18 protein-coding genes are annotated in these 22,244 nt (G+C 66.5%); 11 read left to right on the forward strand and 7 right to left on the reverse strand.

The features are described from left to right. Position 1: 1 nt before the first annotated feature. Complete coding sequence (locus tag OUY36_RS04080; RefSeq protein ID WP_267936880.1) at positions 2–781, reverse strand: DUF899 domain-containing protein; 780 nt, start codon at positions 779–781, stop codon at positions 2–4. A gap of 217 nt (positions 782–998) precedes the next feature. On the opposite strand from OUY36_RS04080, the gene OUY36_RS04085 reads away from it, so the two are divergent. From OUY36_RS04085 to OUY36_RS04095, 3 genes are all read left to right on the forward strand, one after another. Then, positions 999–1,262 carry a PepSY domain-containing protein gene (locus OUY36_RS04085; protein ID WP_063544136.1) on the forward strand — a complete coding sequence of 88 codons (264 nt, stop codon included), beginning with the start codon at positions 999–1,001 and terminating at the stop codon, positions 1,260–1,262. Positions 1,263–1,411: 149 nt separating this feature from the next. Then, positions 1,412–2,296, forward strand: a complete 885-nt coding sequence (locus OUY36_RS04090; RefSeq protein ID WP_267936882.1) for an RluA family pseudouridine synthase — start codon at positions 1,412–1,414, stop codon at positions 2,294–2,296. Positions 2,297–2,360: 64 nt separating this feature from the next. Beyond that, positions 2,361–3,140 carry a DNA-formamidopyrimidine glycosylase family protein gene (locus OUY36_RS04095; protein ID WP_267936884.1) on the forward strand — a complete coding sequence of 260 codons (780 nt, stop codon included), beginning with the start codon at positions 2,361–2,363 and terminating at the stop codon, positions 3,138–3,140. 314 nt (positions 3,141–3,454) lie between these two features. Here the strand turns inward: OUY36_RS04095 and OUY36_RS04100 are convergent, their stop codons facing one another. The 5 genes from OUY36_RS04100 to OUY36_RS04120 all read right to left on the reverse strand — a co-directional run bounded on the left by OUY36_RS04100 (position 3,455) and on the right by OUY36_RS04120 (position 9,924). Further along, entirely contained in the window at positions 3,455–4,351 is an 897-nt protein-coding gene (locus tag OUY36_RS04100; protein WP_267936886.1) for a ribose-phosphate pyrophosphokinase, read from the reverse strand. After that, positions 4,351–5,931, reverse strand: a complete 1,581-nt coding sequence (locus OUY36_RS04105; protein ID WP_267936888.1) for a thymidine phosphorylase family protein — start codon at positions 5,929–5,931, stop codon at positions 4,351–4,353. Before OUY36_RS04105 ends, OUY36_RS04100 begins: the two co-directional genes overlap by 1 nt. A 108-nt stretch (positions 5,932–6,039) precedes the next feature. Next, positions 6,040–6,810 (reverse strand): 3-hydroxybutyrate dehydrogenase, encoded by a 771-nt coding sequence (locus tag OUY36_RS04110; RefSeq protein WP_003301975.1) that lies wholly within the window; start codon positions 6,808–6,810, stop codon positions 6,040–6,042. A gap of 110 nt (positions 6,811–6,920) precedes the next feature. Further along, positions 6,921–8,312 (reverse strand): GntP family permease, encoded by a 1,392-nt coding sequence (locus OUY36_RS04115; RefSeq protein ID WP_267936890.1) that lies wholly within the window; start codon positions 8,310–8,312, stop codon positions 6,921–6,923. Between the two features lie 271 nt (positions 8,313–8,583). Continuing rightward, the gene (locus OUY36_RS04120) at positions 8,584–9,924 is read right to left on the reverse strand and encodes a short-chain fatty acid transporter (protein ID WP_267936892.1); all 1,341 of its coding nucleotides are present in this window, start codon (positions 9,922–9,924) and stop codon (positions 8,584–8,586) included. 107 nt (positions 9,925–10,031) lie between these two features. Here OUY36_RS04120 and OUY36_RS04125 point away from each other — a divergent pair, with 107 nt between their 5' ends. Beyond that, complete coding sequence (locus OUY36_RS04125; RefSeq protein ID WP_156244225.1) at positions 10,032–10,448, forward strand: DUF192 domain-containing protein; 417 nt, start codon at positions 10,032–10,034, stop codon at positions 10,446–10,448. A gap of 238 nt (positions 10,449–10,686) precedes the next feature. On the opposite strand, the gene OUY36_RS04130 is transcribed toward OUY36_RS04125, so the two are convergent. Then, positions 10,687–11,157, reverse strand: a complete 471-nt coding sequence (locus OUY36_RS04130) for an Lrp/AsnC family transcriptional regulator (protein ID WP_125869407.1) — start codon at positions 11,155–11,157, stop codon at positions 10,687–10,689. Between the two features lie 241 nt (positions 11,158–11,398). Here OUY36_RS04130 and OUY36_RS04135 point away from each other — a divergent pair, with 241 nt between their 5' ends. The 7 genes from OUY36_RS04135 to maiA all read left to right on the forward strand — a co-directional run bounded on the left by OUY36_RS04135 (position 11,399) and on the right by maiA (position 22,207). Next, positions 11,399–14,869, forward strand: a complete 3,471-nt coding sequence (locus OUY36_RS04135) for an indolepyruvate ferredoxin oxidoreductase family protein (protein ID WP_267936895.1) — start codon at positions 11,399–11,401, stop codon at positions 14,867–14,869. 254 nt (positions 14,870–15,123) lie between these two features. Next, entirely contained in the window at positions 15,124–16,218 is a 1,095-nt protein-coding gene (locus tag OUY36_RS04140) for a Glu/Leu/Phe/Val dehydrogenase dimerization domain-containing protein (RefSeq protein ID WP_152480830.1), read from the forward strand. Between the two features lie 128 nt (positions 16,219–16,346). Beyond that, positions 16,347–17,756, forward strand: a complete 1,410-nt coding sequence (locus OUY36_RS04145; RefSeq protein ID WP_267936897.1) for a sodium-dependent transporter — start codon at positions 16,347–16,349, stop codon at positions 17,754–17,756. Between the two features lie 410 nt (positions 17,757–18,166). Beyond that, positions 18,167–19,252: a 4-hydroxyphenylpyruvate dioxygenase gene (gene hppD / locus OUY36_RS04150; protein WP_102840466.1), complete on the forward strand. Its 1,086-nt coding sequence runs from the start codon at positions 18,167–18,169 to the stop codon at positions 19,250–19,252. A gap of 183 nt (positions 19,253–19,435) precedes the next feature. After that, complete coding sequence (locus tag OUY36_RS04155; RefSeq protein WP_152480832.1) at positions 19,436–20,575, forward strand: homogentisate 1,2-dioxygenase; 1,140 nt, start codon at positions 19,436–19,438, stop codon at positions 20,573–20,575. Beyond that, complete coding sequence (locus tag OUY36_RS04160) at positions 20,575–21,558, forward strand: fumarylacetoacetate hydrolase family protein (RefSeq protein WP_152480833.1); 984 nt, start codon at positions 20,575–20,577, stop codon at positions 21,556–21,558. Before OUY36_RS04155 ends, OUY36_RS04160 begins: the two co-directional genes overlap by 1 nt. Further along, positions 21,548–22,207: a maleylacetoacetate isomerase gene (gene maiA / locus OUY36_RS04165; RefSeq protein ID WP_017244862.1), complete on the forward strand. Its 660-nt coding sequence runs from the start codon at positions 21,548–21,550 to the stop codon at positions 22,205–22,207. Before OUY36_RS04160 ends, maiA begins: the two co-directional genes overlap by 11 nt. Positions 22,208–22,244 lie beyond the last annotated feature (37 nt).

Here is a 22,244-nt window from a genome sequence, read left to right on the forward strand (position 1 = left end):
TTCAGCGGCGCATCTGTTCGTGGCAACAGCCGGCGGCGGGTTGCGAACGGCCGGTGGGCGCAACCCGATCGTCGCTGTCGTAACGGTCGTGCAGGCGGACCCAGTCGGTGAGGTCGTGTCGCGGGCCGGTCTCGTTGCGGCCGTTCGGCGTCATGTCCAGCAGCACGTAGGCGCCGAGCAGCTCTTCCGCGCCGCGACCAAAGGCCGAAAAGGTGTGGAAGATCTCGCCCTGCGGGTCCCGGTAGAAGACGCTGAAGCCCGACAGCTCCTCGCAGACGAAGGGCTGCCACGCGTAGTTGTAGAAGACCTTGCCCTCGACGATGTCCTCGGCATCGAAGGAGACGTGAAAGTCGCGGTTGAACGGGCTGCCGGCCGATGACAGCCAGCGGAACTGCCAGCCCATGCGCTGGCGGAACGCCTCCAGCCGTTCGAACGGTGCGCGGGAGATGGCGGCGAAGCTGACGTCATGGTGCTGCAGGTGCAGCAGCGCGCCGCCGATGTGATCGGCCTCGAAGGAGCAGCCCACGCAGCCCTCGCTCCAGTCCGGGCCGAACATGAAGTGCTTGACCACCAGCTGGCTGCGGCCTTCGAACAGCTCGCTCAGGCGAACCGTGCCGCCGGCGTCGTGAAAGCGGTAGTCCTGGGTGATGCGCCGCCAGGGCAATTGCCGGCGCTTCTCGAATAGTGCGTCGCGTTGGCGGGTGAGCTGCTTCTCCTCGCGTAGATGGGCGCTGTGGGCGGCGAGCCAGTCCTGGTCGGATACCACCTTGTGCGTTGTCATGGCAAAACCTCGTGCATGGATATCGGGGGGTGGGAGGGGGCCCGCGTCGCGCAGCGATGCCCCTGTGCAGGAGTCGTCTGGCACCTGCCGGAATCGACAACGAGCCGGCGAATGCACACCGCGGCGGTTGAACTTAGCGGCCACCGCTGGGCTCGTAATTCAGGCAGGGGCCATCCACGTGGCCCGATCCGATTCCGTACGCAGAAGGAAAAACGAGATGTACAACAAGACACTGACCGCCGCGTTCGCTGTCGCCGTCCTGGGTTCCGGTGCAGCTTTCGCTGCCGACAAGCCCGGCGCCGACTGGATCACCCTTGAGCAAGCCGTGGAGAAGGCCAAGGCCGCCGGCTACACCGAACTGCACGGCATCGAAGCCGATGACGACGGTTGGGAAGGCGAGGGCATGAAGCAGGACGGCAAGAAGTACGAGTTCAAGATCGACGGCCGCACCGGCGAGGTGACCAAGGACAGGGAAGACTGATACGTCTGCCGCGCGGCCGAAACACCGCGCCGGGTTCATTGCCGCTCCAGCCGTGAACTCCTCCCTCGTTTGCCGCGGCGCTTCCCAGAGGAGGCAGCCGCCGGCAGAGCGGGTATCATCGACGCCCCTGTCGTTGTGCACCCGATCCGATGTCCGCCGCCAATTCCCGCCCCAGCACCCTGCACCTGCCCCAAGGCGACTGGCCTACGGTGCTCGACTGCCTGTGCGAGCGCTTTCCGGCAATCGATCGCGCCACCTGGCTCGATCGCATGGCGCGCGGCCGGGTGCTGGATGCCGACATGCAGCCGATCGACGCGGCCCGGCCGTACCGGGTCGGCATGCGCGTGCACTATTTCCGCGAGGTGCCCAACGAGACGCCGGTGCCGTTCGAAGAACGCATCCTGCATGTCGACGAGCATCTGGTGGTGGCGGACAAGCCGCACTTTCTCTCGGTGATGCCGGCTGGCGAATACGTCAACGAAACCCTGCTGGCGCGGCTCAGCAAACGGCTGGGTAACGCCGATCTGGTGCCGATTCACCGTATCGATCGCCTCACCGCCGGGCTGGTGCTGTTCTCGGCCAACCGCGGGAGCCGCGACGCCTACCAGGCGTTGTTCCGCGAGCGGCGGATCGCCAAGCGTTACGAGGCGATCTGCCCGGCGCTGCCCGGGCTCGAGTTTCCCCTGCGCCGGCAGCTGTGCATGGTGCCGGGCGAGCCGTTCTTCCTGATGCGCGAAGGCGACGGCGAGCCGAACAGCGAAACGCTGATCGAGGTGCTCGAGCGCCGCGACCACCTCTGGCGCTACGCCCTGACGCCGATCACCGGGCGCAAGCACCAGCTGCGTCTGCATATGGCGACCCTCGGCGCCGGTATCTGCAACGATCCCTTCTACCCGCAGCTGCTGCCGCGCGAGCAGCGCGACCAGGACGATTACAGCCGCCCGCTCAAGCTCCTGGCGCGCGGCTTGCGCTTCCGCGATCCGCTGAGTGGTGAACCGCGCGAGTTCGAGAGCAGGCTGCAGCTGGCCTGGTAGCGCGCTACGCACCTTCGCCGCACGGGCGAGTCTGATCGACAAAGGCAGATCAGCTGGTGCATCCATGCCCGAAGGTCCATCCATCGTCATCCTCCGCGAGGAAGTCGCGGCATTCACAGGTCAACGCATCGAGCGCGCCGAAGGCAGTGCCAAGGTCGACAAGGCACGGCTGACCGGCCAGGTGGTGCGTGAATTCCGCAGCTGGGGCAAGCATCTGCTGATCGAGCTGGAGGATGTCACCGTGCGCATCCACCTGCTGCTGTTCGGCAGCTACCGCATCAACGAGCGCAAGGACTCCACGCCGCGTCTGAGCCTCGGCTTCGCCGACGGCGAGCTGAATTTCTATGCCTGTTCGGTGCAGTTGATCGAGGGGCCGCTGGATGCGGCCTACGACTGGAGCATGGATGTGATGAGTGCGGCCTGGAGTCCGCGCGGCACGCTCAAACGCCTGCGCGAACGCCCGCGCCTGCTGGCCTGTGATGCGTTGCTGGACCAGACGCTGTTCGCCGGCTCCGGCAACATCATCAAGAACGAGGTGCTCTATCGCATCCGCGTGCATCCGCTGTCGCTGATCGGCGAACTGCCCCCGGCCAAGCTGCGCGAGCTGGTGCGCGAGGCGCGCACCTACAGCTTCCAGTTTCTCGACTGGAAACGGGCCGGTGTGCTCAAGGCCAACTGGCTGGCACACGGCAAGACCAGCTGCGTGCGCTGCCGGATTCCGCTGATGAAGGCGAAAGAGCTGGGGCGCAGCCGGCGCCGGGCGTTTTTCTGCGAGCGCTGCCAGAAGCGCTACGGCGATTCAGCGCAGGTGGCGCTTGATGAGCCGAGCGTGGATGAGGGGTAGGGTGGCTTTAGGCGTAGGGTGGGTTGTAGCCCACCGAACGGGTGCCAGTGGGTGGGCCGGGGCTGCGAAAGGGAGGCGATTGCGTGGGGGCCGTGGCGTGGTGGGCTGAAGCCCACCCTACGGGGCTTGGGCGTATCGCGATGCTTTGAGGGCGGGACTGGCGTAGGGTGGGCTTTAGCCCACCGTCAGGCTTCGGGCCACCGGCTCAGCTCGTAGGGTGGACAACGGCGCAGCCTTGTCCACGCGGTTGGTCCGGCGCTACCGGGTGCCTGGCTAGGTGGAAAAGTGCTGCGCACGTTTTCCACCCTACGTTTTCAACGCAGCAGCGGCCTGAGCGCCTCGGCCAGCTGCGGCGCCATGCTCACGGCGTTGCTTTCGTGGGCAATGCAGTCGGTGCTCCAGACGTGCCCGACACAGGCGGCGCGGATCACCTGCAGCGCATCGCCGGCGAACAGCGCGTGGGTCACGGCCACGTCCACCGAGGCGGCGCCGGCGGCCAGCAGTTTCTGCGCGGCCTCGGCAAGGGTGCGCCCGGAGCTGGCGACGTCATCGAGCAGTACCACATGGCGCCCGGCGAACTGCAGGTCCGGCAAGGCAATCTCCACTTGATGGTCGCCATGGCGCAGCTTGTTGCACACGCCATGCTCGAAACCATGCTCGGCGGCGGCCGCCTCGATCCATTGCAGCGCCTCGGCATCCGGGCCGATCAGCAGCGCATCGGGATGCCGTTCGGCGATCAGTCGCGCCAGCGCCGGGGCAGCGCAGAGGGTGACGGCATCGGCCAGCGGCACCGCCTCCTGCAGGGTGGCGACGCGGTGCAGGTGCGGGTCGACGGTGATCAGTGCGTCGAACTGGCCGGCCAGCAGCTGGCCGATCACCCGCTGGCTGACCACCTCGCCCGGGTTGAAGGCGATGTCCTGGCGCATGTAGGCCAGATAGGGCGTGACCAGGATCAGCCGCCTGGCGCCCAGGCGGCGCGCTTCGCCGGCCACGAGCAGCAGCTCGACCAGCTTTTCGTTGGGGTGGTCGAGGCCGCGGTAGAGCACCAATTGTTCGGCGATCGCTTCGCCCGCGGCCAGCGGCAGGCGCAGGCGCAGCTCGTCATCGGGGAAGCGGTGGCGTTCGACCTGCGCCGCGGGCAGGCCAGAGGCCTCGGCCAAGCGCAGGGCGGCGGCGCGCTCGTCATCGAAATACAGCAGCTGGCTTTGCATCAGAACTCCACGAATACGGTTGGGACCTGCTCGGGGCTGCCGAGGCTGACGCCGCTGGCGCGTTCGGTGGCCTGGCGGGCGAAGGCGAGGTCGGCGGGAAAATCCGCGTAAACGCGATACAGACAGTCGCCGGCCCGCACCGGTTCGCCGAGCTCGCGCAGGATGTCCACGCCGGCGCCCTGCACCTTGGGTGCGCCGGCCAGCCGGGCAATGCGTGCCAGCTGCAGGTTGTCGATGCCGGTGACCACCGCGTCGCAGTCGGCCAGCACATCGAAGCTGAGCCGTGCCAGCGGCGGATGGTTGTGATCGAACGGCTTGCCGCCCTGGGCGGCGATGATCGAGCGCATCTTCTTCAGCGCCCGCCCGGAGTCGAGGATGTCACGGGCGATGGCATAACCGTCGCCGCCGCGCACATCGGGATCGAACTCGAGCATGCGTCCGGCCAGGCGCAGCGCCTTCTGACGCAGGTCGATCGGCGCCGCCGGGTCGTTCTGCAGCACCTGCATCACGTCGCGCGCTTCCAGTACCGGGCCGATGCCATTGCCGATCGGCTGACGACCGTCGGTGATGACCACGTCCAGGGTCAGGCCCAGGCGCGTGGCCACGAACTCGAACAGCTTGCGCAGGCGCTGCGCCTCGGCCATCGAACGCACCTTGGCGGTCGGGCCGATGGGGATGTCCAGCAGCAGGTGGGTGGAGCCGGCGGCGATCTTCTTCGACAGGATCGAAGCGACCATCTGCCCGGGGGAGTCGATCGACAGCGGGCGCTCGACGGCGATCAGCACGTCGTCAGCAGGCGATAGCTCGCTGGTGCCGCCCCAGGCCAGGCAGCCGCGTTCCTCGCGGACCATTTCGCAGAGGCGCTCGAAGGGCAGCTCGACGTTGGCCAGCACTTCCATGGTGTCGGCGGTGCCGGCCGGCGAGGTGATGGCCCGCGAGCTGGTTTTCGGGCAGAGCATGCCGTGGGCGGCGACGATGGGCACCACCAGCATCGAGGTGCGGTTGCCCGGGATGCCGCCGATGCAGTGCTTGTCCACCACCGGGTGCTCGCGCCAGTCGAGCCGACGGCCGACGCGGATCATCGCGTCGGTGAGGAAGAACACCTCCTCGCGGTCCAGTTCGCCCTGGTTGCAGGCGACCACGAAGGCGGTCAGCTCGATCTTCGAGTAACGGTGCTCGGCGATGTCGCGCATGATCGCCAGGAAGTCATCGCGGTTCAGGCGCTCGCCGGCGATCTTGCGGTGCAGCGCCGGGATCGATGCGGCCGGCTCGGCCTGGGCGATCGCCGCCGGTACACCGGCTTCGGCACCGAGCTGGGCGAAGGCGTCCTCGGACAGGCCCAGCTCGTCGCAGCCGACGATGCTCGGGTCGTCCACCAGGTTGAGGCTGGCGAGGATGCGCCGGCCGTTGACGCGTACCTCCACCTTGGCCAGCGCCTGGAAGCCTTCGGCGCGGCAGGCGGCGCAGTCACGGTGCAGATAGGCGACGTTCTCGCGGTAGGTGTCGATGGCGACCCGGCGCAGCGCCAGGTGCACCGGGGCTTTGCCGTTGAGCGGCGTGTCGCTGGAAATGCTGGTCATGCGGGCGGTTTCGCTGGGAGGGTAGTTGCTATCTAGCCCCAGCGCTGCGCGCTTGCCAAGCGGCCGCGCCCGTTTTGCTCGTGCGCTTTGCCGCAGGTCAATCCACGGTTAGCGTGCGGCCCAGCCACCATCCATGTTCCATGCCGCGCCGCGTACCTGATCGCCGGCTTCGCTGCAGAGAAACAGCGCCATGGCGCCCAATTGGGCAGGGGTGACGAAATCCAGCGACGGTTGCTTCTCGGCCAGCAAGTCGTGGCGGGCGCGCTGCTCGTCGCCACTCTCCCGCGCGCGCTCGTCGATCTGCTGTTGCACCAGCGGGGTCAGCACCCAGCCGGGGCAGATGGCATTGCAGGTGATCGGCGTGGTGGCGGTTTCCAGCGCCACTACCTTGGTCAGCCCGACCAGCCCGTGCTTGGCGGCGACGTAGGCGGCCTTCTGCTCGGAGCCGACCAGCCCGTGCACCGAGGCGACGTTGATGATCCGTCCCCAGTTGCGCTCGCGCATGCCGGGCAGGGCCAGGCGTGTGGTGTGGAACGCCGAGGACAGGTTGATGGCGATGATGGCGTCCCAGCGCTCCACCGGAAACTGCTCCACCGGCGCGACATGCTGGATGCCGGCGTTGTTGACCAGAATGTCGACGCCGCCGAAGTCGCGCTCGGCATAAGCGAACAGCTCGGCGATCTGTGCCGGATCGGACACGTCCGCGCCGTGGTGCCCGACCTTGCGGCCGTGTCTGCCGACCTCCGCCAGCGCTGCCGAGGCATCGCCGAAGCCGTTGAGGATCAGATCGGCGCCGGCCTCGGCCAGCTTCAGCGCAATGCCCAGCCCGATGCCGCTGGTGGAGCCGGTGACCAGTGCGGTCTTGCCTGTGAGGTTCATGGTTTCTCCCGCTTGGTGGCGACCGCACGGGGCGGCGCCTTTGTTTTTCTTGTTGTCGGAAGGCAATCGCAGATGTCGTGATGCTCGCCGATATCGGCGAAGCGCCGCGATCAGACGATGCCGGTAGCGTAGTACACGCCGATCACGAAGAAGGCCGCGGTCGTGGCGATCAGGGTGATGGCGAAGATGTCCTTGTAGGATTCGCGGTGGGTCAGCCCGGTGACCGCCAGCAGGGTGATCACCGCGCCGTTGTGCGGCAGCGTGTCGAGGCCGCCGGAGGCCATCGAGGCGACCCGGTGCAGCACTTCCAGCGGTATCTGCGCGGCGTTGGCGGCGGCGACGAAGCTGTCGGCCATCGCCGCCAGGGCAATGCTCATGCCGCCGGAGGCCGAACCGGTGATGCCGGCGAGCAGGTTGACGGTGATCGCTTCGTTGATCAGCGGATTGGGAATCGCCGACAGCGCATCGGCCACCACGATGAAGCCCGGCAGCGAGGCGATCACCGCGCCGAAGCCGAATTCCGACGCGGTGTTCATCGCCGCCAGCAGCGAACCACCGACCGCCGTGCGACTGCCCTCGGCGAGCTTGCCGCGCAGGGTGCCGAAACTGGTCGCCAGTACCAGGGCGATGCCCAGCAGCAGCGCGGCCTCCACCGCCCAGATCGCGGTGAGCTTGCCGACCTCGGTGACCAGCGGGGCGCTCATGCCCGGCAGCTGCAGGCTGTGGCTGGTGCCGTAGAACTCGGGAATCCAGCGGGTGAACAGGAGGTTGGCGACCAGCACCAGCAGCAGCGGCGATAGCGCCAGCCAGGGGTTGGGCAGGGCGATGTCGGCGGGCGTCTCCGGCTCGTTGCGCAGGTTCGTGCCATAGCCTTCGCCGGCGGCAATGGCCTTGCCGAGCTGCCACTTGAGATAGAGCATGCCCAGGCCGAACACGAAGACCGTGCCGATCAGGCCGAGCCAGGGTGCGGCCCAGGTGTTGGTATTGAAGAAGGTGGTGGGGATGATGTTCTGGATCTGCGGCGTGCCTGGAATGGCCGTCATGGTGAAGGTGAACGCGCCGAGGGCGATGGTCGCCGGGATCAGCCGCTTGGGCATGTTGCTCTGGCGGAACATCTCGGCAGCGAACGGGTACACCGCGAACACCACGACGAACAGCGACACGCCGCCGTAGGTCAGCAGCGCGCAGACCAGCACGATCACCAGCATGGCCTGGCTGGTGCCGAGCAGGCGGATCGCCGCGGCGACGATGGAGCGCGAAAAACCCGACATCTCGATCAGCTTGCCGAACACCGCACCGAGCAGGAACACCGGGAAGTACAGCTTGATGAAGCCGACCATCTTCTCCATGAAGATGCCGGTGAAGGCCGGCGCCACGGCGGACGGGTCGGTGAGCAGCACCGCGCCCATGGCGGCGATGGGGGCGAAGAGGATGACACTGTAGCCGCGGTAGGCGGCGAGCATCAGCAGGGCCAATGCAGCAAGGGCGATGATGACGCTCATCGGGGACGATCTCCTGGCCCCGTGCGGCACGACCGAACGCTGCCGAGGGCATTCGGGGACTCGCTGCTGCACGGCAGGCGCATTGTTTTTCTTGTTTCGGCTGCGGACAGGCCGCACGGTGATTTAGCGAGTTCCGTGCCAGATACGCAACTCGCTGATTTGCATGGTTTTTATCTTTAGTGTCCAGATCGTTGGACGGCGCTTGTGTCTTGCATGCTGGACAGTTCGGTCCAGCATTCCGGACAGCGTCGCCGCCCGGAATGCTCCGGCCTCAGGTCAGGAAATAGAGCCCGCCGGCGATCACCACACCGGAGAACACCAGGCAGAGCAGGCAGTAGCCCATGATGTCGCGGGCACCGAGCCCGGCGATGCCCAGCAGCGGCAGGGCCCAGAACGGCTGGATCATGTTGGTCCAGGCATCGCCCCAGGCGATCGCCATGGCCGTCACTTCCGGCGCCACGCCCAGCGCCGCGCCGGCCGGCAGCATGATCGGCCCCTGCACCGCCCACTGGCCGCCGCCGGAGGGCACGAAGACGTTGACCAGTCCGGCGCTGAGAAAGGCCAGCACCGGGAAGCTCTCGGTCGTCGACCAGGTGACGAAGGTGTCGGTGACCTGGCGGCCGAGCGATACGCCGGCCGCATTGGCGCCGACCATCATGCCCATGATCCCGGCGTAGAAGGGGAACTGCACGACGATGCCGGCGATGCCGCGAATGCTCTCCTCGATGGCGCGCATGTAGCGTTCTGGCGTGCCGTGCATCAGCAGGCCGGCGAAGAGAAAGATCGAGATCACGATGTTCAGGCTCAGCGCCAGACCGTTCTCGCTGAAGTGCCGGTAGAAGAACAGCAGCGACAGCGCGACCATGATCAGGCCGAGGATGCGGCTGTCGTCCAGGCGCTGGGTAGCGGTTTCCCGCGGGATGTCGCTCGGCTGGGGCTCTTCCAGCAGCGCCGGGTCGACCACTTTCGGCGTCTTCGGCTGCATCGCCCAGTTCAGCAGCGGCAGGCCCACCACCAGCACGGCGATGATGATCAGGTTGTAGGAAGCGAACAGCGTCTGGCCGACGCCGATGGCCTCGGTCAGCGCGCCGCCGGTCATCTTCTGCAGGTCGGCCCCGCCGCTGGCCAGCGACAGCGGGATCGAGCCGGAAAAGCCGCCGTGCCAGATCAGGAAGCCGGAGTAGGCCGAGGCCACCAGCAGCGGGTAGTCGACGCCGCGCACCTGGCGCGCCAGCGCGCGGGCGAACACGGCGCCGATCACCAGGCCGAAGCCCCAGTTGATCCAGGAACCGGCCAGCGCCACCAGCGTGACCAGGATGATGGCCTGGCCCGGCGACTGCGGGATGCGGGCCATGCGGTCGAGCAGGCGATTGATTGCCGGCGCGCGTGCCAGGGCATGGCCGGTGACCAGGATCAGCGACATCTGCATGGTGAAGGCCAGCAGGTTCCAGAAGCCGTTGCCCCAGTGCTGCGCCATCGCCGGCAGGCCCTGACCGGTGCTGAGCATGGCGGCGATCAGCACGATCAGCGTGAGCAGGATGGCGAAGACGAAAGGCGAGGGGAGGAAGCGTTGCACCAGGTAGACGCTGGCGGCGGTTATTCTGTTGAGCACGTGGGGTTCTCCCTTGTTGTCGTTATGGGCCGCGACGGGCGGCGCTTCGCTTATGAGTGCGGCCGGGGCTGGCTGTTCCGCCGTACCCGGTCTCAGGAGATTGCTTTATGCGTATTGCGTTGCTGCTATCGCTGATGGCCGTCGCGACCACCGCCCAGCCCGCCGAGCCGTTGCGACTGGAGGTTGGCGGGCATCAAGTGCAGGCCGAATATGCGGATACCTTCCTGCAGCGTCAGCGTGGCCTGATGGGGCGCACCGAACTCGCTGCGGACAGCGGCATGCTGTTTCGCTTCGACGAGGTGCGGCGGCACTGTCTATGGATGAAGGACACGCCGTTGCCGTTGTCGGCGGCGTTTCTCGATGAGGACGGGGCGATCGTCGATGTGATCGATCTGGAACCGCTGAGCACGGACGTGCGCTGCTCCGAGAAGCCGGCACGCTATGCCCTGGAAATGCATCAGGGCTGGTTCGCTGAGCGGGGGATCGGTCGGGGTGCGCGGCTGGAAGGGATTCCGGAGGAATAGGAGTCCAAGCGGTGCGTCGGTGCGTAGGGAGGATACCGGCGAAGCCTTATCCACCGTAACCAGGCCCGACGCATGCGGATGCTTGGGACGGTGTCGGAGGCGATCTTGATGGACGCGTGGAAAAGGCTCTGGCCGTTTTCCACCCTACGCTTTCATTCCCTCGTGGCGGCTGCTTCGCCCGTCGGGTGGATAACGGCTCCGCCTTATCCACCGCCTGCTGCGGACCCGGTCTGAAGCCTCAATCCAGCGGCAACTCCGTGGTCCGCTTCACCTCGCTCATGGCGATGTGCGAGTGCGCCTCCTGCACGTGGGGGCGCTGCAGGAGCTGGTCGCGCAGGAAGCGCTCGTAGCTGTCGATGTCCCGAGCCACCACCTTGAGCAGGTAATCCGATTCACCGGCCATGGTGTGGCACTCCAGCACCTCGGGGTAACCCACCACGGCCTGCTCGAACTCGTCGAGGTTGCTGCGCCCGTGGGCCGAGAGCTTGATGTTGACGAACACCGTCATGTTCAGCCCGAGTTTCTTCGGGTTGAGCAGGGCGACCTTGCGCTCGATCAGCCCTTCCTCCTGCATGCGATGGATGCGTCGCCAGCAGGGCGATTGCGACAGCTCGACCTTCTCGGCGATTTCCGCAGCGGACAGATCGGCGTTGTGCTGCAGCAGCAGGAGGATCTTGCGATCGATGCTGCTCAGAGGTGTGGACTGCATGGTCGTTCCTGTTTTGTTGTTGTTTGCGAATGGGTCATGCACAGAACCGCTGTTCTACCGCAAAAGTAGAAAGAAAATCTCTCCGCGTCACGGCCAGACTGTTAATCGACACGCGACGGTGGGGTGATCCCCTGCCGATTGCCGGCGTGGAGAAACAACCGTGCGGTTTCTCCATGACTGCGTCAGGCGGGTAGCGAACAACGCCACCCTGACTCCGATAACAACAAATTAGGAGCGCCCCATGTCTCTGGCCGAGATCCGTCTGGACGACAAGTACCGGCTTGCTACCGGTCATCTGTACCTCACCGGCACCCAGGCGCTGACCCGCTTGCCGATGCTGCAGCATCAGCGTGATCAGGCCCGTGGTTTGAACACCGGTGGCTTCATCTCCGGCTATCGCGGCTCGCCACTGGGCGGGCTGGACAAGAGCCTCTGGGAAGCCCGCGACTACCTCAAGCAACACGCCATCCACTTCCAGCCGGGCGTCAACGAAGAGCTGGCCGCCACCGCGGTGTGGGGCAGCCAGCAGGCCAACCTGTTCCCCGGTGCCCGGTACGACGGCGTGTTCGCCATGTGGTACGGCAAGGGGCCGGGCGTCGACCGTGCCGGCGACGTGTTCAAGCATGCGAATGCGGCGGGTGTCTCCCCGCATGGCGGCGTGCTGCTGCTGGCGGGTGACGATCACGGCTGCAAATCCTCGACGCTGCCGCACCAGAGCGAGCATGCCTTCATCGCTGCCTCGATTCCGGTGCTGAACCCGGCCAACGTTCAGGAAATCCTCGACTACGGCATCATCGGCTGGGAGCTGTCGCGCTACTCCGGTTGCTGGGTGGCGCTGAAGACCATTGCCGAGAACGTCGATTCCTCCGCCGTGGTGGAAGTCGACCCGCTGCGCGTGCAGACGCGCATCCCGGAAGACTTCGAGCTGCCCGAGGACGGCGTGCACATCCGCTGGCCGGACCCGCCGCTGGCGCAGGAAAAGCGCCTGAACCTGTACAAGATCTACGCCGCGCGCGCCTTCGCCCGAGCCAACAACCTGAACCGGGTGATGCTCGATTCGCCGAACCCGCGGCTTGGCATCATCACCACCGGCAAGTCCTATCTCGACGTGCGTCAGGCGCTGGATGACCTGGGTCTGGACGAAGCGCTGTGCGCCTCGGTCGGCCTGCGGGTGCTCAAGGTCGGCATGAGCTGGCCGCTGGAGCCGGTCTCGGTGCACGAGTTCGCCCAGGGGCTGGACGAGATTCTGGTGGTCGAGGAGAAGCGCAGCATCATCGAGGACCAGCTCACCGGGCAGCTTTACAACTGGCCCGTGAGCAAGCGTCCGCGGGTGGTCGGCGAGTTCGACGAGCAGGGCAATTCATTGCTGCCGAACCTCTCCGAGCTGACCCCGGCGATGATCGCCCGGGTGATCGCCAAGCGCCTCGCGCCGATCTACACCAGCGACAGCATCCAGACCCGCCTGGCCTTCCTCGATGCCAAGGAAAAGGCCCTGGCCGCGCGCAGCTATAGCACCGTGCGCACCCCGCACTACTGCTCCGGCTGCCCGCACAACACCTCCACCAAGGTGCCCGAGGGCAGCCGCGCCTCGGCCGGTATCGGCTGTCACTACATGGTGCAGTGGATGGACCGGCGCACCGAGACCTTTACCCAGATGGGCGGCGAGGGCGTCAATTGGATCGGCCAGGCGCCGTTCACCGACACCCCGCATATGTTCCAGAACCTCGGCGACGGCACCTACTTCCACTCCGGCAGCCTCGCGGTGCGTGCGGCGGTGGCAGCCGGCGTCAACATCACCTTCAAGATTCTCTACAACGATGCCGTGGCCATGACCGGCGGCCAGCCGATCGACGGCGAACTGCGCGTCGACCAGCTCAGCCGGCAGATCGCCGACGAGGGCGTCCGGCGCATCGCCCTGGTCAGCGACGAGCCGGACAAGTACCCGAGCCGCGACGGCTTCGCGCCGATCACCACTTTCCACCATCGCCGCGAACTGGACGCCGTGCAGCGCGAGCTGCGCGAATTCAAGGGCGTCTCGGTGATCATCTACGACCAGACCTGCGCCACCGAGAAGCGCCGCCGGCGCAAGCGCGGCAAGCTGGAAGACCCGGCCAAGCGCGTATTCATCAATGCTGCGGTATGCGAGGGCTGCGGCGACTGCGGCGAGAAGTCCAACTGCCTGTCGGTGCTGCCGAAGGAAACCGAGCTGGGGCGCAAGCGCGAGATCGACCAGAACGCCTGCAACAAGGACTACTCCTGCGTCGAAGGCTTCTGCCCGAGCTTTGTCACCGTGCATGGCGGCGGGTTGCGCAAACCCGAAGCGGTGGCTGGCGGTATCGAGGCGGCCGCCTTGCCCGAGCCGCAGCATCCGTCGCTGGAGCGGCCTTGGAATGTGCTGATCCCCGGCGTTGGTGGCAGCGGCGTGACCACCCTTGGCGCGCTGCTCGGCATGGCCGCGCACCTGGAAGGCAAGGGCTGCACCGTGCTCGACCAGGCCGGTCTGGCGCAGAAATTCGGTCCGGTGACCACTCACGTGCGCATCGCCGCTAAGCAGAGCGACATCTACGCGGTGCGTATTGCCGCCGGTGAAGCCGACCTGCTGCTGGGCTGCGACCTGATCGTCGCGGCGGGCGATGAATCGCTGACCCGCCTCAACGAGCAGATCAGCAATGCCGTGGTGAACAGCCACGAGTCCGCCACCGCCGAGTTCACTCGCAACCCGGACGCCCAGGTGCCCGGCGCGGCCATGCGCCAGGCGATCAGCGACGCGGTCGGCGCCGAGAAGACCCACTTCGTCGATGCCACCCGCCTGGCCACGCGGCTCTTGGGCGACAGCATCGCGACCAACCTGTTTCTGCTCGGCTTTGCCTATCAGCAGGGGCTGCTGCCGATCAGCGCCGAGGCCATCGAGAAGGCCATCGAACTCAATGGCGTTGCCGCCAAGCTGAATCTGCAGGCCTTCCGCTGGGGCCGCCGTGCGGTGCTCGAACGCGAAGCGGTGGAAGGGCTGGCGCGCCCAGTCGAGGCCGCCGAACCACTCTGTAAAACCCTGGAAGAGATCGTCGACTGGCGCGTGGACTTCCTTACCCGCTACCAGAACGCCGGGCTGGCGCGCCGCTATCGCCAGCTGGTCGAGCGCGTGCGCGATGCCGATACGGCGGACGATCTGGCGCTGTCCAAGGCCGTCGCCCGCTACTACTTCAAGCTCCTGGCCTACAAGGACGAGTACGAGGTGGCGCGGCTCTTCAGCGAGCCGGAATTCCGCCAGCAGCTCGAGGCGCAGTTCGAGGGCGACTACAAGCTGCAGTTCCACCTCGCTCCGGCCTGGCTGGCCAAGCGTGACACGGTTACCGGCGAGCCGCGCAAGCGCGAGCTGGGGCCGTGGATGCTCAATGTGTTCGGTGTGCTGGCCAAGTTCCGCTTCCTGCGTGGCACGCCTCTGGACCCGTTCGGCTATGGCCACGACCGCCGCGTCGAACGCCAGTTGATCAGCGAATACGAGAAGACCGTGGACGAGCTGCTGGCCCAGCTCAAGCCGACCAACTACCGCACCGCCGTGGCCATCGCCGCGCTGCCGGAACAGATCCGCGGCTACGGCCCGGTGAAGGAGCGTTCCATCGCCAAGGCCCGCCAGCAGGAGAAGTTGCTCCGCGAGCAGCTGGCCAAGGGCGACGAGGTGCAGAGCGTACGGCTTTTCCAGCCGGCGGCCTGAGCGCCCCGGCGCTGGGCGCTCGTCGAGTCGGGCAGCGTTGTTCGGTGGGCTAAAGCCCACCCTACAGAACCGCCCGCGGCGACGAAGAGGCACTCGTAGGGTGGGCTTCAGCCCACCGGCAGGGCACGCAGCAGCGGCCCGTCACCCTGTTCGCCCAGGGCTAGATGAACCCGCCGGGCCCATCGCCCGGTGATACCGAACAAGCAGGCCCTGTCCGTGACAGGCCACCAGACAAACAAGAACGAGGTAACCCAATGTCCGTCTTCGCTCATCCTGACTTCGACCGCCACGAGCAGGTGGTCTTCTGCCATGACCAGGCGTCGGGTCTGAAAGCCATCATCGCCATCCACGACACGCGCCTCGGGCCGGCGCTGGGTGGCTGCCGGATGTTCCCCTATGCCAGTGACGACGAGGCCCTGCGCGATGTGCTGCGGCTGTCGCGCGGGATGACGCTGAAATCCTCGCTGGCCGGGCTCAAGCTCGGCGGCGGCAAGGCGGTGATCATCGGCGACCCGCATACCGGCAAGAGCCAGGCGCTGCTGCACGCCATGGGCGACTTCGTCGACAGCCTCGGCGGGCGCTACATCACCGCCGCCGACTCCGGCACCGGCGATGCCGAAATGCAGGCCTTTGCCCAGCGCACCCGCCATGTGGTCGGCGCCACGCCGCGCACCCTGCTCGACGGCAGCGTCGCCAGCGGCGACCCGTCGCCGTCTACCGCCTACGGCGTCTTCGTCGGCCTCAAGGAAGCGGTGCGCCAGCGCCTCGGTCGCGACGAGCTGACCGGGCTGAAGGTGGCGATCCAGGGCGTCGGCCATGTCGGCCTGGGGCTGGCGCGGCACCTGAAAGCGGCTGGCGCCGAACTGTGGGTGGCGGACATCTTCGATGCCAACGTCAAGCAGGCAATGGAGGAGGTGGGCGCCAACGTGGTGCGCCCGCAGGACATCTACGGTCTCGATGTAGACGTCTTCGCGCCCTGCGCCATGGGCGGCATTCTCAACGAGCAGACCCTGGATGTGTTGCGTGCCCCGGTGATCGCCGGTGCGGCCAACAACCAGCTGGCCAGCGCCGGGATCGGCGTCGAACTGCAGCGGCGCAACCAGCTCTACGCGCCGGACTACGCGATCAACGCCGGCGGCATCATCGACGTCTACTACCAGCGCAACGGCGGCAGCGCCGCGCAGATCGATGCCCATGTGAACGCCATCGCCGGCACGCTGCGCGAGATTTTCGAGCGGGCCGCCGCCAGCGGCGAATGCACCTCGGTGATCGCCGACCGCCTGGCGCTCGAGCGTTTGCAGGCCGGCGGCGCGCCTCAGGTCGCGACGCTGCAGCGGCAGGCTTCATGACGGCACATGGCCGGTCGCCCGAGCGCGCCGGCCTTCGCTGAGCGGGGCGGCGGGCTCTGATCGCCAGCGCCGTGCCCGCTCCGTTCGTTCGCACCATCCCTGACAAAAACAACAAGCAGGAATCCGCAATGACCGATAAAACCAGCCTCGCGGCCGGCACCTTCGCCGGCGCGCGCGCACGCATCCAGGACAACGCCAGCCGAGGCCTGTGGTCCTCCCGCTGGGTGTTCTTCCTCGCCGCCACCGGCTCCGCGGTGGGCCTGGGCAATATCTGGAAATTCCCCTACGTGACCGGGCAGAACGGCGGCGGCGCCTTCGTGCTGGTCTATCTCGCCTGCATCCTCCTGATCGGCATTCCGCTGCTGATGACCGAGGTGATGATCGGCCGTCGCGGCCGGGCGAACCCCGATGGCGCCGTGGCGCGTCTGGCGCGCGAGGCCGGGGCCAGTTCGCGCTGGCGCGTGGTGGGCTGGCTCGGCGGGCTGACCGGCTTTCTCATCCTGAGTTTCTATCTGGTGGTCGCTGGCTGGGCGCTGGCCTATGTGCCGGCGACGTTCAGCGGCGGCTTCACCGGGGTCAGCGGGGAGGCCAGTGGTGCGCTGTTCGGCGCGCTATTGGCGGACCCGCTGCGCCTGGTGGTCTGTGCCACGCTGGTGCTGGCGGCGACCATGCTGATCGTCGGCTTCGGCGTGCGCAGCGGGCTGGAGCGATCGCTGCGCTTTCTGATGCCCGGGCTGTTCGTGCTGATGCTGGTGCTGGTGGTCTACGCCGCCATCGAAGGCGAGTTCGCCCAGGCGCTGCAGTTCCTCTTCGTGCCGGACTTTTCCGCGCTGACCGCGCAGAGCGTGCTGGTCGCCCTTGGCCATGCCTTCTTCACCCTGAGCCTGGGCTGCGGCGCGATGATGGTCTACGGCTCCTATCTGCCGGAAGGCACCTCAATCGCCAAGACCTCGATTCTGGTGGCGCTGGCCGATACCGCGGTGGCGCTGCTGGCCGGCCTGGCGATCTTCCCGCTGGTGTTCGGCAACGCGCTGGAACCGGGGGCCGGGCCGGGACTGATCTTCGTCACCCTGCCGATCGCCTTCGGCCAGATGCCGCTGGGGCAGGTCGTGGGCGGGCTGTTCTTCGTGATGCTGGTGATCGCCGCGCTGACGTCGGCCATTTCGCTCTCAGAGCCGAGCATCGCCTGGCTCACCGAGCGCTTCCGCATCAGCCGGACCAAGGCCGTGCTGGGCAGCGGCCTGGTGCTCTGGCTGCTGAGCCTGGGCAGCGTGTTCTCGTTCAACCACTGGGCGGACTATCAGCTGTTCGGCAAGACTTTCTTCGACACCTTGGACTACCTGACCACCAACTGGCTGATGCCGCTGGGCGGGCTGGGCACGGTGCTGTTTACCGGCTGGGTGCTGCAGCGCCACGTGGTCAGCGAGGCCATCGGCATTCGCAACACCGGGCTGTTCCAAGCCTGGTGGAACCTGCTGCGCTACGGCACGCCGGTGGCCATCGTGCTGGTGTTCCTCAACCTCATGGGTTTGATCTAGCGCGATCACGCTCGTCCGTGCAGTACGCGCAGGTGGGCTGAAGCCCATCCCGCAAGCATGCTGCGGGCTTCTCAGGAAGCCCTTTTGGTGGGCTCAGGTCCATCCCATAGCAGGCCGACGCAGGCCTTCATGGGGTGGGCTTCGGCCCACCTTTTTTATGTGCGACGCCAGCCCGGGATGACATGTGCGGCAGCTTGTCGCACCAGGCTGTCAGTTTTTCGTTACGCCTGGCAAGCCGCCGAGCCAGGCTTTTCAGCAAAAAAGGAGCTGTAAGGAAAACCTGACAGCAGGGCTGGGGCCAGCCGCTTTCCGTGCCCGTAAACAGCATTGTTCGCCGCCCTGGCCTGGGGTGTGATGGGCCCAGCCAAGCCGTGCAACGGCAGTCCTCACAACAATAATCAGGAGGCGATATGAACGCCGTGAACAAGATCGAACAGCACAACCCCATCGGCACCGACGGCTTCGAGTTCGTCGAATTCACCGCGCCGAATGCCGAGGGCATCGAGCAGCTGCGCACGCTGTTCACCCAGATGGGCTTTACCGAAACCGCCAAGCATCGCTCCAAGGAGGTCTGGCTGTTCCAGCAGCACGACATCAATATCGTGCTCAACGGCAGCCCCACCGGGCATGTGCGCGAGTTCGGCGAGAAGCACGGCCCGAGCGCCTGCGCCATGGCCTTCCGGGTGAAGAACGCCGCGCAGGCCGCCGCCTACGTCGAATCCCAGGGCGCCAAGCTGGTCGGCAGCCACGCCAACTTCGGCGAGCTGAACATCCCCTGCGTCGAAGGCATCGGTGGCTCGCTGCTGTATCTCGTCGACCGCTATGGCGACAAGAGCATCTACGACGTCGACTTCGAGTACATCGAAGGGCGCACGCCGAACGACAATGCCGTCGGCCTGATGTGCATCGACCACCTGACCCACAACGTCAAGCGCGGGCAGATGGACGTCTGGTCCGGTTTCTACGAGCGCATCGCCAACTTCCGCGAGATTCGCTACTTCGACATCGAGGGCAAGCTGACCGGCCTGTTCTCCCGTGCCATGACCGCGCCCTGCGGCAAGATCCGCATCCCGATCAACGAGTCGGCCGACGACAAGTCGCAGATCGAGGAATTCATCCGCGAGTACCACGGCGAGGGCATCCAGCACATCGCGCTGTCCACCGACGACATCTACGAGACCGTGCGCCGCCTGCGCGCCAACGGCGTGGACTTCATGACCACCCCGGACACCTACTACGAGAAGGTCGACACCCGAGTCGCCGGCCACGGCGAGCCGCTCGACCAGCTACGCGAGCTGAACCTGCTGATCGACGGCGCGCCGGGTGATGACGGCATCCTCCTGCAGATTTTCACCAACACGGTCATCGGCCCGATCTTCTTCGAGATCATCCAGCGCAAGGGCAACCAGGGCTTCGGCGAAGGCAACTTCAAGGCGCTGTTCGAATCCATCGAGGAAGACCAGGTGCGTCGTGGCGTGATCAAGGCGGGCGAGTAAGGCCAGAGCCGAGGTGGGGTTGCGTAGGGTGGATGTCGCGAAGCACATCCACGCGTTTCGGTAGGCCGACACGGACGCATGGCCGACACAGACGCGTGGAAGATGCTTCGCAGTCTTCCACCCTACGCATCGGCAACCACCGCAGCGCCATTCAGATCACGCGGTATCACGAAGGAGAGGCACATGAGCCGCAAATGGATCAGTTTCCCCATCCGCGAGGGTGAGAATTCGCGTCAGGCGCACTGCGATTTTCCGCAGGGCACCTACGAGCGCGAAATGGGCCGCGAAGGCTTCTTCGGCCCGGCTTCGCACCTGCATCACAAGCATCCGCCGACCGGCTGGATCGACTGGGAAGGCCCGCTGCGCCCGCACGCCTTCAACTTCAATCACATCCCCAGCGAAGGCGACTGCCCGCTGCAGGCGCCGCTGGCGCTGCACAATGCCGACGTCAAGTTGCGCCTGTGGAAGACCAACGGCGCCATGCGCCACCTGGTGCGCAACGGTGACGGTGACGAACTGCTGTTCATCCATGAGGGCGCCGGGCATTTCTACTGCGACTTCGGCCACCTGGAATTCCGCGACGGCGACTACCTGATGATCCCGCGTGGCACCGCCTGGCGCATCGAGGCGACAGAGCCGGTGTTCATGCTCTTGATCGAGAACACCGACGGCGCCTACCAGCTGCCGGAAAAAGGCCTGGTCGGCCCGCATGCCATCTTCGACGCCGCGGTGCTCGACCATCCGCGGCTGGACGACGCCTTCCGCGCGCAGCAGGACGAGAACCCCTGGCAGATCCGCATCAAGCGGCGCGACCAGATCACCACCGTGACCTACCCGTACAACCCGCTGGACGTGGTCGGCTGGCACGGCGACAACACCGTGGTACGGCTCAACTGGCGTGACATCCGCCCGCTGATGAGCCATCGCTACCACCTGCCGCCGTCGGCGCACACCACCTTCGTCGCCAACGGTTTCGTCGTCTGCACCTTCACGCCGCGGCCGGTGGAATCCGATCCGGGTGCGCTGAAGGTGCCGTTCTTCCACAACAACGACGACTACGACGAAGTGCTGTTCTACCACCGCGGCAACTTCTTCAGCCGCGACAACATCGAGCAGGGCATGGTGACCTTCCACCCCTGCGGCTTCCCCCACGGGCCGCACCCGAAGGCGCTGAAGAAGGCCAGCACCGACCCGGCGACCTTCGCCGACGAGGTGGCGGTGATGATCGACACCCGCCGCGCGCTGGAAGTCGGCGAGGCCGCCGCCGCCGTCGATGTCCCCGAATACGTCAACTCCTGGCGTGCGCCGGGCAAGGAATCCTGATGAAACTCGCAACCCTCAACCAGGGCCGCGACGGCGTACTCGTCGTCGTTTCCCGTGATCTCGCCCTCGCGGTGAAAGTCCCGCAGGTAGCCGCCACGCTGCAGGCCGCGCTGGATGACTGGCAGTACTGCAAGCCGAAGCTGGAAGCGGTCTACCAGCGCCTCAACGACGGGCTGGAGGAGGGCGCCTTCGCCTTCGACCAGGCCGCCTGCCACAGCCCGCTGCCGCGCGCCTATCACTGGGCCGACGGCAGCGCCTACGTCAATCACGTCGAGTTGGTGCGCAAGGCGCGCGGCGCCGAGATGCCGGAGTCCTTCTGGCACGATCCACTGATGTACCAGGGCGGCGCCGATGCCTTTATCCCGCCGCACAGCCCGATCCGACTGGCCGACGAGGCCTGGGGCATCGATCTGGAAGGCGAACTGGCGGTGATCACCGACGACGTGCCCATGGGTGCGACGCCGGCCGAGGCGGCCGCGCATATCCAGCTGCTGATGCTGGTCAACGACGTCTCGCTGCGCAACCTGATCCCCGGCGAGCTGGCCAAGGGCTTCGGCTTCTACCAGAGCAAGCCGTCGTCGAGCTTCTCTCCGGTGGCGGTGACCCCGGACGAGCTGGGCGAAACCTGGCGCGACGGCAAGGTGCATCGGCCGCTGGTCTCGCATATCAACGGTGAGCTGTTCGGCCAGCCGGATGCCGGCACCGACATGACCTTCAACTTCCCGACCCTGGTCGCCCACGCCGCGCGCACCCGTCCGCTGGGCGCCGGGACCATCATCGGCTCGGGCACGGTGTCGAACTACGATCGCAGTGCCGGCTCGTCCTGCCTGGCCGAGAAGCGCATGCTCGAGGTCATCGAGCACGGCGAGGCGAAGACGCCGTTCCTCAAGTTCGGCGACCGGGTGCGTATCGAGATGTTCGACGCCGCCGGGCAGAGCATCTTCGGCGCCATCGATCAGCAGGTCGAGCGCTATGAGCACTGAGCTGACGCTCTACGGCTACTGGCGCTCCAGTGCCGCCTACCGGGTGCGCATCGCGCTGAACCTCAAGGGTCTGGCCTACCGGCAGGTGCCGGTGCATCTGGTCAAGGACGGCGGCCAGCAGCGTGCGGCCGATTACCGCGCCCTCAACCCGCAGCAGCTGGTGCCGTTGCTGGTCGATGAAGCCAACGGCGGCGCGCGCATCAGCCAGTCGCTGGCGATCCTGGAGTACCTCGACGAGGTGTTTCCGGTGCCGGCCCTGTTGCCGGCCGATCCGGTCGAGCGCGCCCAGGTGCGCTCGCTGGCCATGCACATCGCCTGCGAGATCCATCCGCTGAACAACCTGCGCGTGCTGCAGTACCTCAGTGCCGAACTGGGCGTCGACGACGAGGCGAAGAACGCCTGGTACCGGCACTGGGTCGATCAGGGCCTCGCCGCCGTGGAAGCTGGCCTGGAATGTTTCGAGGGCAGGCTTTCCCTGAACGATCGGCCAGGTTATCTGGAGGCATGCCTGGTGCCGCAGGTATACAATGCGCGCCGTTTTGCCTGTGACCTCGCGGCGTATCCACGCATTCTCGAGATCGTCGCACGCTGCGAGACGCTTCCGGCCTTCCAGCAGGCCGCGCCGGAGGTGCAGCCCGACGCTCAATGAAAGACTGAATCCGCCTTGCACGCCGCCGCGCCCTGCG

Source organism: Stutzerimonas sp. R40042, from assembly GCF_026642215.1.
Classification (GTDB): domain Bacteria; phylum Pseudomonadota; class Gammaproteobacteria; order Pseudomonadales; family Pseudomonadaceae; genus Stutzerimonas; species Stutzerimonas frequens.